Origin of the sequence: Bradyrhizobium liaoningense, assembly GCF_018130825.1 — a bacterium.
Classification (GTDB): Bacteria; Pseudomonadota; Alphaproteobacteria; order Rhizobiales; family Xanthobacteraceae; genus Bradyrhizobium; species Bradyrhizobium liaoningense_B.
This window is the reverse complement of record NZ_JAFCJS010000003.1, coordinates 531,918-547,078: the sequence shown is the minus strand read 5'-3', so window position 1 is coordinate 547,078 and position 15,161 is coordinate 531,918. Positions and strand designations below refer to the sequence as shown.

Here is a 15,161-nt window from a genome sequence, read left to right as displayed (position 1 = left end):
TGCGTGATGTTCTTCACAGTGCCGCGCTCGCGCCGGCCGTAACCATGCCCGCGTGCGTCCGGTTGGCTCCGCTCTCCCGGCGGCGCCACGCACGCGAGGAGCATGCCATGAGAGGTGCGGACAAGGTGATCTGTCAGGCAGCCGCCGTGCTGCTGCTGTTTTCGATGTCGAGCGTGCCGGCCAAGGCGCAGTTCCTCAGCGGCGGAGGTGCCGGCGGCGAGGACATGATGACCCAGATGGCGCCGATGCTGGAGATGATGAAGGCGAAGATGGGCAAGCGCCGCTTCGCCATGCTGATGCAGACCATGGGTCCGATGATGAGCCGCATGATGGAGAACGGCGGCGGCGGATTTGGCGCCCCGAATTACGGCGGCTACGCGCCGATGGGCGGAGGCGTGCCGACTGGCCTCGGCGGCGTGGGCGGCGGAGACATCATGAACATGCTAGGTGGTGCCGGTGGCGGCGACATGATGGCGATGATCCCGCAACTGATGCGGCTCGCCAATGTCGGTGGCGGCGGCCATCGCCGCCACAAGCATCGCTAGACCGTACGCGCTGGCTGCTGCCGCGTGGCAACTCCGGCTACGAAACAACCACCCTTCGGGGCACGAAGGATGGTTGCACCGGGTCAGGGGCGTGATGCGTCGGGGCTATCAGACCCGGTCGTTGAGAAGGACGCCTGACACCGAAGCGTTTGCGGTCGCAGCGTCGGTCGATCCCGCGTCGTAGGTGTGGTCGGCGAACGAGTCTTTCAGTGATTGGAGAAATTGCTGCAGCAACTCCGTCGCGGACGTGGTGCTGGACGAACTATCTGTGCTGCTCCCGGTCGTCGTGTCGCTCGATCCGGTCGTGGACGAGGTCGAATCGGTCAACGAGCTCGTCAGCGACTGAAGGAATTGCTGCAGCAGATCCACCAGCGGATTGCCGCTCGACGAACTGTCCGTGCCACTGGCCGAAGCGCCGCCATCCGGCGGCGGCCCGGGCGGCGGTCCGCCTGCGCCGCCCGGTCCACCCGGACCATGGGAGAACGCCGCCTTGAACACACCTTGCAGCTCGGTGGCCTGCTCGTCGGTCAGCTTGCCGTTCGATACTTCCTGCTGGATGAGATCATCGATCTTGGACGCGAACTCGTCGGGCGACAATTTGCTGCCGCTGGACTGATCGCTCGCGCTGCTCGACTGCAGGGCGGAATCGATGTCGCTGAGCGCTGACGACAGCGCCGTCTGATCGGACGAGCTGATCGCGCCGGAACTGACTTCCGCCTGCAGTTCATCCTGCAGTCGCTGCAACGGCGATGTGTGGTGATGGGAGGAGAGCGACGAAATCGAGGTCATGGTGGCTTTCCGTGCTGATGAACTCGCGGCGAAGTTGTCGCCAGGAGCTGGCGCGGAGCCTTCGGCATGGCGCGGCATCGGTTACCGCGCATTGCCAAGCAACCGATGGAAACATTCAGAAACAAAAATCCGGCGCGCGTCCTAATCCGCCGCGCCGGACAGAGCCGGCCTGATCGCGGGCTTGCCCTCGCGCGGTCCCCAGCGCGTCAGCACGACGCTGGAGCAGGACAGCAGGCCGAGCACGACCATCGAACTCGCGGCCAGCCAGAAGAAGCTCTGCGCGGTGGCCTCGTGCGTCAGCAACCACCAGCCGACCGCCGAGATGTAGATCAGCCGCGCGGTCTGCGCCAGCACCGGGCCGATCACCTTCGCCGCACCTTGCGAGGAGAAATACATCGTCGAGGCCAGTCCGATGAAGGCGTAGAACGGCGCCACCGTGGACAGATATTGATGGCTGGTGGCGCGCACGGTCGCACTATCCGTGAAGATGTTGACCCAGAGATCGGGGAACAGCGCGACGAGGCATGCCGGCGCACCGACGGCGACGAACGCGCTCGCGCCTGCGATCCAGGCGATGCGCCGGGCACGCGCGATGCGGCCGGCGCCGATGGCCATGCCGACCATCGGCACCGAGGCGATGCCGAACGAGAACGCGATCGAGGTCAGCAGAAATTCCAGCCGCGCGCCGATGCCGTATCCGGCTAGGATCGCAGTGCCGAACTTCGCCAGCATGTGGGTGAAGATCGAGATCGTCAGCACCGATTGCAGCGGCGAGAAGCAGGCGATGGCGCCGACCTTGAGGATGTCGAAGAACATCGCCCATTGGATGCGCAGGCCGCGCAGCTTCGGAACGACGCGGGCGCGGCCCGAGAACAGGTACCAGCCCATGATCGAGATGTTCATGCAATAGGCGATCAGTGCGCCGGCCGCGACGCCGCGCATGCCGAGCTGCGGCACCGGACCGAGCCCGAGGCCGAGCGTGCCGCCGAGCACGATCTGCCAGGCCGCGGAGTTGAGGATCAGGAACGACGGCAGCTTCATGTTGCCGGTGCCGCGCAGGATGCCCGCCATGGTGTTGAGCAGCCAGGGCAGCACGGCGCCGCCGAAGAACACCTGCGTGTAGGCGATCGCATGCGTCAGCACATCGCCGCGGCCGCCGAGCATTTCGAGCACCGTGGGGCCATAGATCAACATGCCCAGCATGAAGACGAGACCGAAGCTGATGCCGATCAGCAGCGCATGCGCGGCGAGCGTGCCGGCGCGCTCGCGATCGCCGGCGCCGAGCGCGCGTGCGATGGCTGAAGCAACCGCGCCGCCCATAGCGCCGCCCGACATCGTCATGGTCAGGATCACTGTCGGAAACACCAGCGCCATCGCGGCCAGCGCCTCGACGCCGAGCCGGCCGATATAGGAGGTCTCCGCGATCACGGTACAGGTGCCGGCCGACAGCGCGATCACGTTCGGCCAGGCGAGTCCGAGCAGCGTGCGCAGGATCGGCCCGTCGGTCAGCGCGCTCCGCACGGGACGCGGCGGCGGCGGCGGCGGGCGCTCTTGCTCATCGACCGGGATCTCGGCGATGTCGGACATGTCCTCTCCCGGACGCAGGCGCCATTTGCGGCGCGGCAATCATTTGGTGTGCCAATGGCTTCGTTCGCGCGAAAGGCGCGGCAGGGGCTTGTTAGCACGGCGATTGCCGATTCCTCCTGCGCCTGATGCAGGCGTGCCCTGCGGCAGCGCATTCCAATGGGTGGAATTAGCCGATCGTCCAGACCAGCGGCGGGCGGCCGCCCGCGCTCGGACGCATCTGCACGCCGATGTGTCGGCCGCAACCTGAGGCGAGCCCTTCGAACAATCCCTCCAGCACCTTGGCACAGGCGCGGTGATAGTCGGCGACGTCGTCCATCAGCTTCCAGCTCTGCTGGCGGAGCTCGAACCCGCCTTCGGACTGCGCCATCTCGGCTGCGTCATCCTGCGCGGCGAACAGCGCGTTGAGGAACGATGCGAACTCGCATGCGCCGCCGCGGGTCATCGACAGCGCCGCTGCAACCTCGTCGAAATATTGCATCCCGATCAGCTTGCCGGTGAGGCGCAGCAGATAGCCGGCATCCTCCTGGCCGAACAGCTGCACCATCACGGGCGCGGCGGTGCGGACATATTCCATCGCGTAGTTGCGATAGGCTTTTTCCAGCCGCGGCTTCGGCCAGCTCGCGACCGGCAATGCCGGCGCGGTCGCAGCGTCGAACATCGGCGCCTCCAGATGCCGCGCGAACACGAGGCGCTGATCGAGCTCAAGCGGGTGGCCGTACTGGTGATAGTAACCTTCGAGCCCGTCCTGGCCGTCGACGCTCTGCTTGGTGCAGACGAAGCCGAGGCGGAGATCGCCGAGCGCGACGCCGTTGTTGGCGTGCCAGCCGCGCAGCATCGCGCGTGAGACCTCGCCCGGCACGCCGCAGATCGCGGTGCCCTTCCAGATCCAGCGCGGCGGCGGATAGCGGATCCAGGCTTTGCGGTCGCTCTCGTACATGTACTCGACATGCACGCCGCCGATCCAGTTGGAGAGATAGTGATATTGCGCGGCAGCCACCGCCGGCGGCAGATGGTCGATGCCGAGCTTCTTGAGCCCTGGCAGGAAGCGCTCCTGCTGCTGGCGGCGGAACACGCGAAAGACGAATTCGGCCGCATCCGCCGTGCCGCGGCGCGTGACGACGGTGAGGATGAGGCCGGTGAAATAGGCGTGATAGAGATCAGCGACCGCGCGCCAGCGCTTCCATTGGGCTTCCTGCGCGGTGTCCGCTGGCGTGGTCATGTTCGCTCCCGATCGTTGTTGCGATCGAGTGTGTCACTGCGTCCGGTGACAGGCAACCTGACCTGCGTGCAAGGGCCCCTGCACGGGGCCCCGGCAATTCCGCATCACGAATTTTGCGCAGGCCTAAAGCGCGATGAGATTGGGACGAATCATCATCGCGCTTTAGGTTATTTTGAGCATGATCTTTTCGGAAAACCGCTGCACACTTTTCCGGATCATGCTCTAGCAGCACGCTCGCGCTCGACGCGTTCGGTGACGTCGCGGGCCATCGCCACCGATCCCTGTATTGCGCCATCAGTGTCGCGCACCAGCGCGAACGTCATCTCGATGTAGAGCTTGCGGCCGCTCTTGTGCAGCGCGCGGGTCAGCGTCGGCTTACCCGCAAGCTTCATCGTGCCGCTCGCGAGCGCGGCCTCGAAGCCCTTCCAGTGCGCGGCGCGGAGATGCTCGGGAATGATCAGATCGAGATTCTGGCCGAGCGCTTCATCGGCGGTGAAGCCGAACAGCGCTGTCGAGGCGCGATTCCAGCGCGTGATCGTGCCGGAGCGATCCGAACAGATCAGCGCGTCCGCGACGTCGTTGAGGATGTTTGCGTCGAGTTGGGATTGATCGGTCATGTCACCACCTCGCCCGAATGTAGCCCGGATGGAGCGAAGCGTAATCCGGGATCGATCCCACAAGCGAGAGAGTCCCGGATTACGCTTGCGCTCCATCCGGGCTACTACTGTAAATCCGGGCATAGTTTGCCAGCGCACACAAAATTCGCCTGTTGATTTCACTACGATTTTTGCATCCTTGAAAGATCCGTTCGCCCGCAATTCGGACCATAGTAGGCCCGCAAATCCTTGATGGGGCGCACAGAGCCCGCCTAAGGCGCTTCGCTGGCCTCGCAATACTATGCGCTGCTCGGTGGCAGTACGTCGCTCTTTCGATAGAATACGGCGTCCACTTGCTTTGGATCGAAAGCCGGCCTCACGCCGCGATCCGCCATTTCCTGCTTCACAATCGAAACATGCCGCCCCAGTTGCAACGATAACTGCCAAGCCGACACGTAGTTTTCCTTGAAACGCTGCACATCCTCGGCCGTCGGCCTCTTAGCCATGCACCGATCGGCCTTCCCTCTTTCGCCGAAATGCCCGTGACGTACCAGGGCGCTGGCGATCCAGTCCGATGTTCCCAGCGCGAGCGCCAATTCGCGCATACCGAGTCCGGGAAGCGGCGGCCTCACCTTCAAGCTCTTCACCTCATCGGCGTCCACCAATACCCCCCGGCAGTCCGCTGCACCGCTAAGCCGTCCGACCCACCGCAATCGCTTTTCGAGGATCCACCGGACGATCTTGACCTCGCTGACAAACAGTTCCCTGGCGGCCAGACGGAGTTGCATTCGCCTGCCGCCAGAACGTCGAACGAACTGGGCTCCGTCGAGCAACCGCTCCATAAAGTCGGCCACGGACCTTCCCGGAATTCGCGGCTTGACGTCCGTTGCCGGAAGGAACGACCGCAGAAAACCCTCTCGAACGAGGTTCAGCGTCGTTCCCTTTGTCAGGCCCAACCGCTCTGCGGCCTCCTTCACCGACATCGCTTCTTGCGCACCCTGCAGCGCCAATCGGGCTCGTTCGGCGTCGAAAACCACGTTGCGGTCGGACAGGTCGATCTGGTCTTCCCTCACCACCCCGGCCTCGCGCAGCAGCTTCAGGAGCCGCCGCGGATTCATGCCCGTCTCGGTCGAAAGGCTCCGCACCGAGTGCAGGGTCCGAACGCGAATGCGCTCATCAAACACGAGCTCTCCCGGCGCCAGTGGATAGTTCTCTTTGATGAACTCGCTGACCACCAAACGAAACGGGGCAAATGCGATGTTTGCTTCGGACGTTCTTCTCCTCGGTCCCAGGAACCGATGGATGGTCTCGAACGCCACGCGTCCGTGGCTCCCGAGCCCCTTCCGTGATCTAGCAATGCTTCTCTGAAGTTCCGTCAGAAATGCCTTAATACCGTCGCTTCCCTCGGACGCGATCTCAAAACCTCGCTCGCGAGCATCGGCTCGACGCTCGAAATCGAGCTTAACTAGATGCACGTCGCGGCCGAACATCGCCGTTGCGCCGATGACCTCACAGGTCTTCACGGCCGCATAAAGGGGAAACGCATCCAAGAACGAGTTTTCCCGCCTACCCTCCAGGCGGGCTGCTACATAGTTTTGCAGCAAAGACGGCCTCATCGAGACGGCCCGCACGCAGGTTTTCGCGAGCGCGGCTTGGCGCGGCAAGATCAAGGCCACGAAGTCGTGGCGAGCGCCCCAGCTGAGATCATCAACGATGGTTGCCATAGCGCGTTCATGCGTCGGACAGGCCCGGGTCGTCTCCAAACACCAATCGGCGCGAAGATACCTAGCGGTCTCCGGATCCCCCACGTCGTATCGCGCCAGATCCTCCTCAAGGCAGATCGGACATACGTCGATTCTACGCCGGTGAAACAATTCGCTCCCCAAACACTCACCTCGATAATCGAATACGAGGTCGTGGGCCGGCTTCTTCACGAACGCAAATTTCGCCAGATCGTTGGGGTCGAGCCCACCGAGATCGGCTAGTTTTGCCAACACCTCCGGCTTGCCGTTGACCACCGCCGGCATCGCGATGCGCCAGTCGCTGCAGAACTCCGCCGCGGAGATGCCATGCGCGACGGCCAACCGCGAGAGGTAGCTCGTCGGCAACTCTCCAGGCTTAAGATCGGGTGCGAGGTCAAGCTTCATTCGAACCTCCTCACTTCGGACTTCTTACGCGATTTCGTCGCTTGCTCTTCCCCTTCGTCGTCTTCGTTCTCGAAGATCACGCTGGGGTCAATTGTTTGCCAAGCCGGCGACGAGAAAACGTTCAAGTCGTCGGGTTGCGCCGTTCGATCCGCATAGGACTTTTCCAAGTCCTCGATGCCAAATTTCATCCGCTTGGCCGAGACCGCCGTCTCGATCGCCTCCAAAAGGATCTCGAAGAGAAGCCCAAACTGGTAGGCCGCGGCATGAAATAGCCGCTCGATCAACATCGCGCCCGGACGCTCGACGTATTTCAGGCCAGCCGCGGTGACGAAATCCTTGACCGCCTTGCGGATCCAGTCGGCGTCGTCGGCCGGCACGAGATCATCGAAAACGACGTACTTGAGGCGGCGCCTGAGCTGCCGATCCTTCTTGAAAACGCCCAGCGAATCTTCGATGCCACTTAGAACCAATTGGACCGGCCAAATACGCGAGATCATCAGGTTGCGAAGGGTGTCCTGAACCTTCTTGATCTCGCGCGCGCTCGCCTGGTGCAGGACGTTATGAATGTCGTCGAAATGCAGAAACATGATCCGCTTCTTCTTCAGCAGCGCGCGGACACGTTTCCAGGCCTCGTTCTCGCGTAGGGGGGCCTCGGTGTCGTAGCCGAGCTCCTCCAGAACGGCATTTCCCAACTGAGCGAGCGTGCAAGGAGACGGCACAAGGACGCTGATGAATACGCAGCCGGATTTGGGGACTGCATAGCCCGGAAAGGCCGGATGCGTCGCCAGAATGGTCTCCAGCGCTGTCGTCTTACCGGAGCCGCTCTTGCCGACAACAGCGAAGCCGACCCCCGCCTTGCGATTGCCATCGCCCTCCGGACGCGGGGGGAAACGCCGCTTCAGCGAATTCTTGATCAGGCGCTTGAGCTGTACGGCGATGTCGTCATCTCGACGCGATCCGACATAGCAGCTCTCCAGCTTGAACATAATCTTAGAAACGCGCTCGTCCTCCTGCTTAAGGAACGTCCGCAGCGACGCTGTCCGGTCGACCTCCTCTAGCGTTTCGACAACTTTCAGCTTGGTTTTCGTCATCGACTATTCCTCAAACTTCCAGTGGGCGCGACGCTCTTTTTTCCTTTCGGCCTTGTTCGTTGGAGGCGCCTGCTTGTCCGGCCGTTCGGCCTGTTTCCCTGTCCTCGCGGGCTGCTGCGGCACAACTTCCTCGCACAGCGGCTCTGAATCTTCCGCTGCGGAATCCGACGGCGCAGCGCCGACCACGAGGGCTCCATCGAACAGGTCGCGGGGACCCGTCGCCTTCTCGTCGGCCGCTTCCTTCACGAACTTGACGCCGATACTCATCCGACGGTGGTGGTATTGGAGTTCGCCCTGACTCATGGGCTCCGTCGCGATATTCATGCGTTCGCGTGCGATCCTGCCGATCTTCACCAGGTGAGCCATGGTCTCGTTGAGAATTCCGGCGGTGATGGCATTCACGGCTGCATTGCGCGCCTGGAATTCGTCCCACACGGCGATCCAGTCTTTCGCCGTGACGCGGTAGAGCTCGGGAGCTCCCTCGACGAGCAGCCAGTCGTCGCCGATTTTCGCAGAGATGCCTCCGAGATTACCCAGGTCCACTCGAACGTCCACGCGAACGGGTCCCCTCCGGCAGAAGAGGTCGTTCAACTCCCCGCTCTGGTAGTCGATGCCCAGCACTCGCAGACCGTGCGCGCCGAGAACCACGCTCAACTCGAGTCCAAACACGATGCGGCGCAGGTGATCGTCCGGCGGCGGGTCAACGCCGTACTCTTCCGTCAACCGCCGCCAACATGGTCTCGGTGCCTCGCCGCCGAGGCCGTCATGTGGATGATTGTGGTAGTGGTCGATTTTATAGCGCACAAGCGCCTCTGCGAACTCGTCGACGGTCAGGCAAGCACGGCCCTCACTGTCGTAGTCGCCCTTTTCCACCGAGTCCGAGAACGTACGCCCCGAGAACAGCGCGATGAACTTGTCATCGGTGGAGCGGAAGACGCGCTCCACTGTCCCACGCAGGAACGGCACGCCTGCCACTGTCGTCTTGAACTGGACCCCGAGATCCACGGTCCTCGTCCGAAACTTGAGGTTGGCGAAGCTCGTTCCGGCATCTGCGACCGCGGACTCCATGGTGCCGCACATGTCCCAAGGTGTCACCGCGCCTGCCGCATCGGCGTATTCCTGTTTGTCCGAGACAGCCATTTCGAGGCAGCGCAGAGCGTTTTCCGGGCAGGCCGCCCTCGCTAGGCTCATCCCGACCACACACTTCGTAGCGACGTCGATTGCAAGGCAAAGGACAAGGCGCACGCGCTCTACGAGCTTCTTCTGCTTGTCCGTCAGAGTCACCCAGACCCCAGTAAGAATGAGCAGGATGTGCAGATGGACAGTCCATTCATCGAACTCGACCCGTTGCAGCGGACGGATCACATCGACCAGGCCGTGATTAACCGCACGGCACAGGTTCTTCGCCTTTTCGGGGCCGAGTTGGCCGGCCTTCATGTCGAAGAAGGGAATTTGGTCGATCTCCTCCAATAGGCGATCGTAAGAAGGAACCTTCAGCTCCGGACGCCCCTCGCTGCGGCGTTGGATGTTTTCCTCGGAGATGGCTGCACTCATGTTGCGCCAGAGCACAGTCCCGTCCGGCTTTTCGGGAGTCGCCGCCATGCGGGCGTACTGCCACAGATACGCATACTCCTCAGGAGTGAGTCTCGGTGTGCGGTTGCCGCACTTGCGGTACTCCTTCCGCAGCGCCAGCGGGTTCATGTTTCCTTCGATTAGATCATTGATCCAGCCAAGCAAGGTGCTCGGGCAAGGCGATTGACGCACTTCGACCACGCGGCCTGTCCGGGGCTTCTTGCCACCATCCACTTCGGCCTTCGCCTCGGCGTTGATCTCCTTGGCGATCTCTGGAATGGTCTTCTTCAGTCCATCGTCGCTGAAGGAAATTCCACCATGCTTGTATCCCAGGCCGCGCATACGGATGGCGATCAGGCACCACCGCTGCATCCACAAGATGTCTGCCTGCTCCTCTTCCGGAAGGTCGGAGAGAAACTGCACGCCCGCGTTGATGCGAGCACGAGCGACTTCCGGGTTGTAGTAATCGCGATCGTGCCGGTATCCACGGCTATGCCGCAGGACGTGCAGTTGAGCCTGCGTGACCACCTGGATTGCGTCTGCATTGTTCGCGTGCGCAAGGGTGATCGTATCGCCCACCGCGTCGCGGAACATGTACTCGACCTCGTCGATGACGATCCGGTCGAACCTGCCGAAACGCTTCCGAGGGCCTTGGGTCGGAAGCGGCTGCGGCGCAGGAGGCTGGATGCGGAGCTTCGCCATCGATCAGCCCTCCTCGCCGCGCCGCACCACCGCGTCCGCTGTAATGCGTGCGCGGTTCGCGAGGCGTAGCTTGCGTGCCGCAATCAGACGCACTACTGCGCGAAAGGCCGCTCCACGAAGGCGGCTCGCTCGGCACAGCGCCCGGATGGTCGTTGTCCCGTGCAGATCGGCGACCAGGTTCGCAATGACCGCATCGTGAGCTGGGACAGGGAAGCGGCGCGCGGCGTAAATGACGGCCGCGTTGAACCGATCCTCGGGAGCGAGCTTCTCCTCGGTAATCAGATTGATGCGGTTCGCGATTGTTGGCGACATCTGCCGTTGAAGCAGTAGATGGATCTGCTCGATCCGCGACTTCTCGACTAGCTCCTTTGGCTTGACGGAATGGGCCGTGCGCGTCCCATCGGCATGCAGCGAGGTGAAATCGAAAGTGAACACATGCTGTTTGCCGTCGAGACCGCGATAACGCACTTGAGGACGCTGACTGACCACATCCAGAATTTCCGTATGCGTCAGCATCCAAAGGCCGGACGCGAGTTCCAGCTCCGACTCTGCGCCCTCCGCATAACCGTTGATCTGCAACGCGGCGCGGGCTGAGCCCTTTGAACGGAAGCCGATGGCGCGCGCTCCCCGGAACGGCCGCGGCGGGGTCCACAGTCGCGGCGTGACCCATGGCAACGGCACGTTCGGATCACGCATTAGGTATTGTTCTCGCGTCATCATCATTGTCGATTCCCCAAGTGGACATGCGATCTCATTGCGCCGCCTCTGAAGACGGCGCCGGATCAGAAAAAGCCTAGTGTTTTCAGATGGATCGACAGTGCGCCGCGCGCGGCGCAACTGCCGGCGACTGCAACGGATGGGGCTGACCGTGGGGCGCTTGACTCATCGCGCAGAATCGCGCGAGCATGCTTCATCGACTTCAGTCGATGTCAGTCGACTGAAGGGTGGCCCAGTAAGCGGTTGGCGGCTAATCCATTTCCGCTAATTGGGTGATGAAGAGCGCGCGGTCGGTCATCCGGTCGCGCGTTTTTCGTTTAATGCATCGTGTCCTCCGTGCTCTAATTGCTTCACCGCGAGTTGGAAGAATCCTTCCCCGAATCCTTTCGGCGAATCACTCGCGTGACCAATTCTTAGATCGGTCGACGACAACCACAAAATCGGAATGTGGATAAGTCGGCGTTTTGACTTGACGACTTCAAGTCGATCGGCATTCGAATCCTTGAGCGCTTGTCTTCTCGGACTTTGTTAATCGAGTCCTTGGATCTTCGAGCGAAGCATTCGATTGCGCTTCTTGCGATGCTCGCGTGTGGCGCCTCCCGATAGGAGGCGAGCAACGCTCCGCGTTGTGAAGTGCAACGCACGCGTGGCTTGCTCAACACGATGAGATCTACAGTGATATGCGACTTTCATTATGTTCATCAACTCGCGCAAGGATGCTTGCGCAACGAAGCTAGAATCGAACGATCGAGTTGCGACAACTGTTGATGTTTCCGCATCGACAAATGTAACGAGGCATCTCTGACGTCGGCCCGTTGAAAGACCATCTATGCGGATCAAAAATGTGCAGGGTTGTTCGATTCTAATAGCGCCTGCGCTCTCTGAGCTCATGCTTGCTCTCCACTTGCGACTCTTACGCATTTTTCGGGTACTCCTCGCATCGTGTGGTTGAGCATGGCTGAATTGCTTTTCCACCCGCACCTAGCCCTCGACACCACCCCTGCTATTGCTCGGGAGCGTCAATGAGGGGCGATAAATCCTTCATGATCTGCTCCGCAGGTTTCGCCGAAGGAGCTCAAACAGTTCGGGCCCGGCGGCGCGTACGCCCGACGTCATCGCGTCGCGTCAATGATCCGCCGGATTTCTTCGCCTGATAGTTGCCGTCGAGCGCGGAGTTGATCGACAACTGCAATTATCTCATCGCGGTGCTGTCGAACGAGGTTCTCGGCGCGGGTCTGCAGGATCCGAAGGTGCTCTTCGACCTTGGACCGCAGTTCACGGTCGGTACGTACGGCGGTGAGTGCATCGCGGAGCGACACCATGTAAGTCAGTGTGTCGCCCAGCCCCGCGGAGGCGTGCAGCGCCGCAATGAGCTGGGTAGCCTGAGCGAGGTCGGAATCATCGTCACCGCCAGCCCCCACGCTGGCGTGCCCTATAAGAATGCGCTCCGCTGTGCGTCCGGCGAGTAATACGACGGCGCGCCGTTCCACTGTGTCACGGGTCATTAGGTCTCCGCCGCCCTCGTTCGCAATCAGCGTCCTACCAGCCGAATCGGCGACGGTACGTCCGATGACGCAGCGCTTGAGATCTCCCGAAGAGACAACGATCGATGCCACCGCATGCCCGGCCTCGTGGGTGCAAATTCGATTAAGCGCGGCGGGCGCGATCTCCTCGTCCGGCGTGATAGCTTGAACAAGATCATCAAGTACAAGGTCGCGTTTTGCATGGCGGGCGATCCTGCGCGCTCCGCGCACTGCCATCATGATCTCGGCGCCGGTGCAGCCGTCGAGGAGATGACCGGTGTCGGTCAGATCCGCGTTCTGCAGGTCGCCGTTCAGGTGATAACGAAGGATGTTGACAGCTCCAGCATGGTTTGGGCGTGTGATTTCTATCGCGCGCTCGAGCCTGCCGGGCCGCAGCAAGGCCGCATCGACGCCCTTTATGTTGTTCGTCGCTGCGCATACAACAATGCCAGCACGCTTTCCGGCGACTGCATTGTCCAAGCTGAGCAGGAAGTCTGTCACCACAGGTGTCCACCAGTCCGCGCCGCGTGGTGACATGGTGGCTCGATTAGGCAGCGCGTCGATCTCGTCAAGAAAGAGGATGCACGGAGCTACGGCTGAGGCCCGTTGGAACATTGCACGAGAGGCCTTGATCACAGAATCCAGATATCCAGGAGAGCTCGCGAACAAGTCGGCAACCGAAAAAACGACGAGAGGCACTCCGCAAGCCTTCGCGAGGATTCGCGCAAACAATGACTTTCCGAGGCCAGGCTCTGAATGCAATACGGCACCGCGATCTATGTCCTGCCAATTGATACATCCCTCACGGTAATCGGCAAAATCCCGCGCCAGCGCCAACCCCCATGTCCGCGCTGCGCCGTATTCAACCGCGTCTTCAAGCCTCGGCAGCCGTTCTGTCGAAGAAGATCCACTCACGACTGCGGACGCTTTGCGAAGGCGAACGATGATCTCAGCCGGCGACGAGTCGGTTCGGAAGGCTGCGACAAGGTCATCGAACTCGAGCCCAACTGCGATGTTCTCGTCGATGTCGGCAGGCGCCGAGCATCCGGTGAACATCCGGATTGCTCGCCGAACGGTTGCCCCTACCGGCGGCTGAACGCGAATAGTCAGGTCGGCGGCTGCCGTCAGCGAAGGTGGGAGCCCGTCGCGCTCCACGGCGAAGCCGACCACTGGTTGCCCGTGCGCGAGATTGGAAGCTACCTCTCTGCTCTGGTCGGATTTCTGTTGTGGCGTCTTGATCGAGTCCGCAGTTATCGTCAGCCATTGGGCGCCAAAACGGGCGACAAACAGGTCCCGGACAGGCCGAATCCAGCTCGGCCCTGGCACCAGCACGATCACGGCAAGCGCGAATCTACCCTTGAGCTGCCGCCGAACGGCTCCATTTGTCGCCTGGTCAAACGCGGCCGCCACGATTGACCTCCGCGCACCAGGAAATTCCCTCTTTGCGGCAAGCGTGCTGGACGAGAGTGGCCTATTGCCCTCGGTGTCCTCGACGACCCAGTTCTGGAAGTAAGATCTGAATACATCGGCGAACTCTCTCTCCCGCACGGCCAACGGAGGTAAAAATGCAGTCGGCGTCGCTCCCGCGCTAGCGATCCTTGGCGCAGCGCGACGGCGTTGCAATCTCGGGAGCGTCTTTCTGGTCATGAGCGGCTCCTAACGACGGTGCTCGGTCCCAAGGGCTGAGATACAAGGTCAAGGACGATGAGATCGGCGCAAGCAAGCGCCATCACGGCAGGAGCTGGGTCGCGTTCGCTGCGGATCGACTTCAGAAGCTCGCCGAGCGGCATCGGCCCTTCGTCCAGTAGGATCTGTAGGATGCTGAGCCGCAAGCCGATCGGGACATGCGCGCCGCGATAAGACCAGACAAGCCTTGCGTTAGTGAAGTGCGGCTCAAGCCGAACTTCCTCGGCGGTCAGGGTAAGCGGCGCGAGCCCCAGCCTAGATAGCGCAATGAGCGCGAGTCCTTCCTGCTCGATATCCCGAATTCTGCGCGCCGGAATGACATCGAGCAGGAAATGACCATCATCGCGCCGGACGATGACGGCATCGATCTCTACCTGCTCGGACGCAACATTCGCCGACGCAAGATAAGCGATCGAACGCACCTGCGGATCGAGGGACGCCTGAACGAGCGCATCTCGAAGCGCCGGATGTCGCGCCGGGATCGGGGCTGCCGTCTTGGCGGAAACAAACAGATCTTGGCGGCCCTGGAAGGCGTATCTCTTGAACATTGTCGAGAGCCCGAACTCGAAAGGTGAGCGTGTTGCGCGTTCTTCTGCTTCGAGCGGATATTGACGTCGATCATGAATGCCTCCCTTATTGATAGAGTCTGGAGCAAAGCTCCGCCGAGAAGCCGTAAAGCCGGCGATGTCGGGCATCGATATGCCGAATTGCAGGATCGCGGATTGCCTGCCGACCTGGAGGTCGGTTTATCCAGCTGCGACCATTGTGGACGGTCCTAACGGATTATCCTGGATGTTTAGCGTCAACAGGTTCTGACAAGCCAACGCGCACACCGTCCTAAGGATGTCGCCATCTGGTCGCGCACGTTCTTCTAGATCCGAAATTGTCTGCGGCCCGTACTCGGCAAGGACTGCCGATATCCGCAGCCTGTCTATCAGTGAGACACCATCTCGCTGATGCTCCCAAACCTGACGAGCATTTGAGAAC

The 15,161-nt window shown here is 61.6% G+C and carries 11 protein-coding genes; 1 reads left to right on the top strand and 10 read right to left on the bottom strand.

Translation table 11 applies throughout. The features are described 5' to 3' along the window. Positions 1-107 precede the first annotated feature (107 nt). Positions 108-545: a hypothetical protein gene (locus JQ603_RS15985; RefSeq protein WP_212340846.1), complete on the top strand. Its 438-nt coding sequence runs from the start codon at positions 108-110 to the stop codon at positions 543-545. A 108-nt stretch (positions 546-653) separates the two neighbouring features. On the opposite strand, the gene JQ603_RS15980 is transcribed toward JQ603_RS15985, so the two are convergent. The 10 genes from JQ603_RS15980 to JQ603_RS15935 all read right to left on the bottom strand — a co-directional run bounded on the left by JQ603_RS15980 (position 654) and on the right by JQ603_RS15935 (position 14,869). Beyond that, positions 654-1,412, bottom strand: a complete 759-nt coding sequence (locus tag JQ603_RS15980; protein ID WP_245003639.1) for a hypothetical protein — start codon at positions 1,410-1,412, stop codon at positions 654-656. Positions 1,413-1,475: 63 nt separating this feature from the next. Then, complete coding sequence (locus JQ603_RS15975) at positions 1,476-2,921, bottom strand: MATE family efflux transporter (RefSeq protein ID WP_212340845.1); 1,446 nt, start codon at positions 2,919-2,921, stop codon at positions 1,476-1,478. A gap of 166 nt (positions 2,922-3,087) precedes the next feature. Continuing rightward, positions 3,088-4,140: a hypothetical protein gene (locus tag JQ603_RS15970; RefSeq protein ID WP_212340843.1), complete on the bottom strand. Its 1,053-nt coding sequence runs from the start codon at positions 4,138-4,140 to the stop codon at positions 3,088-3,090. A 215-nt stretch (positions 4,141-4,355) separates the two neighbouring features. Next, positions 4,356-4,757, bottom strand: coding sequence for a PAS domain-containing protein (locus JQ603_RS15965; RefSeq protein ID WP_212340841.1), 402 nt, complete (start codon positions 4,755-4,757; stop codon positions 4,356-4,358). 278 nt (positions 4,758-5,035) lie between these two features. Next, positions 5,036-6,883: a TniQ family protein gene (locus JQ603_RS15960; protein WP_212340840.1), complete on the bottom strand. Its 1,848-nt coding sequence runs from the start codon at positions 6,881-6,883 to the stop codon at positions 5,036-5,038. Beyond that, positions 6,880-7,974: a TniB family NTP-binding protein gene (locus JQ603_RS15955; protein ID WP_212340839.1), complete on the bottom strand. Its 1,095-nt coding sequence runs from the start codon at positions 7,972-7,974 to the stop codon at positions 6,880-6,882. The genes JQ603_RS15960 and JQ603_RS15955 overlap by 4 nt, the downstream gene beginning before the upstream one ends. 3 nt (positions 7,975-7,977) lie before the next feature. Continuing rightward, positions 7,978-10,248, bottom strand: a complete 2,271-nt coding sequence (locus JQ603_RS15950) for a DDE-type integrase/transposase/recombinase (RefSeq protein WP_212340838.1) — start codon at positions 10,246-10,248, stop codon at positions 7,978-7,980. A gap of 3 nt (positions 10,249-10,251) precedes the next feature. Next, positions 10,252-10,971 (bottom strand): hypothetical protein, encoded by a 720-nt coding sequence (locus tag JQ603_RS15945; protein ID WP_212340837.1) that lies wholly within the window; start codon positions 10,969-10,971, stop codon positions 10,252-10,254. A 1,106-nt stretch (positions 10,972-12,077) separates the two neighbouring features. Then, positions 12,078-13,898 (bottom strand): AAA family ATPase, encoded by a 1,821-nt coding sequence (locus tag JQ603_RS15940; RefSeq protein ID WP_349630746.1) that lies wholly within the window; start codon positions 13,896-13,898, stop codon positions 12,078-12,080. Positions 13,899-14,131: 233 nt separating this feature from the next. Then, the gene (locus tag JQ603_RS15935; protein ID WP_245003638.1) at positions 14,132-14,869 is read right to left on the bottom strand and encodes a hypothetical protein; all 738 of its coding nucleotides are present in this window, start codon (positions 14,867-14,869) and stop codon (positions 14,132-14,134) included. Positions 14,870-15,161: the final 292 nt, after the last annotated feature.

What these genes read in the sequence shown, in the direction of transcription:
- JQ603_RS15960 (WP_212340840.1), bottom strand. Translation starts at nt 6,883, where the DNA reads ATGAAGCTTGACCTCGCACCCGATCTTAAGCCTGGAGAGTTGCCGACG.
- JQ603_RS15970 (WP_212340843.1), bottom strand. Translation starts at nt 4,140, where the DNA reads ATGACCACGCCAGCGGACACCGCGCAGGAAGCCCAATGGAAGCGCTGG.
- JQ603_RS15935 (WP_245003638.1), bottom strand. Translation starts at nt 14,869, where the DNA reads ATGCCCGACATCGCCGGCTTTACGGCTTCTCGGCGGAGCTTTGCTCCA.
- JQ603_RS15980 (WP_245003639.1), bottom strand. Translation starts at nt 1,412, where the DNA reads ATGCCGCGCCATGCCGAAGGCTCCGCGCCAGCTCCTGGCGACAACTTC.
- JQ603_RS15950 (WP_212340838.1), bottom strand. Translation starts at nt 10,248, where the DNA reads ATGGCGAAGCTCCGCATCCAGCCTCCTGCGCCGCAGCCGCTTCCGACC.
- JQ603_RS15985 (WP_212340846.1), top strand. Translation starts at nt 108, where the DNA reads ATGAGAGGTGCGGACAAGGTGATCTGTCAGGCAGCCGCCGTGCTGCTG.
- JQ603_RS15945 (WP_212340837.1), bottom strand. Translation starts at nt 10,971, where the DNA reads ATGATGATGACGCGAGAACAATACCTAATGCGTGATCCGAACGTGCCG.
- JQ603_RS15975 (WP_212340845.1), bottom strand. Translation starts at nt 2,921, where the DNA reads ATGTCCGACATCGCCGAGATCCCGGTCGATGAGCAAGAGCGCCCGCCG.
- JQ603_RS15965 (WP_212340841.1), bottom strand. Translation starts at nt 4,757, where the DNA reads ATGACCGATCAATCCCAACTCGACGCAAACATCCTCAACGACGTCGCG.
- JQ603_RS15955 (WP_212340839.1), bottom strand. Translation starts at nt 7,974, where the DNA reads ATGACGAAAACCAAGCTGAAAGTTGTCGAAACGCTAGAGGAGGTCGAC.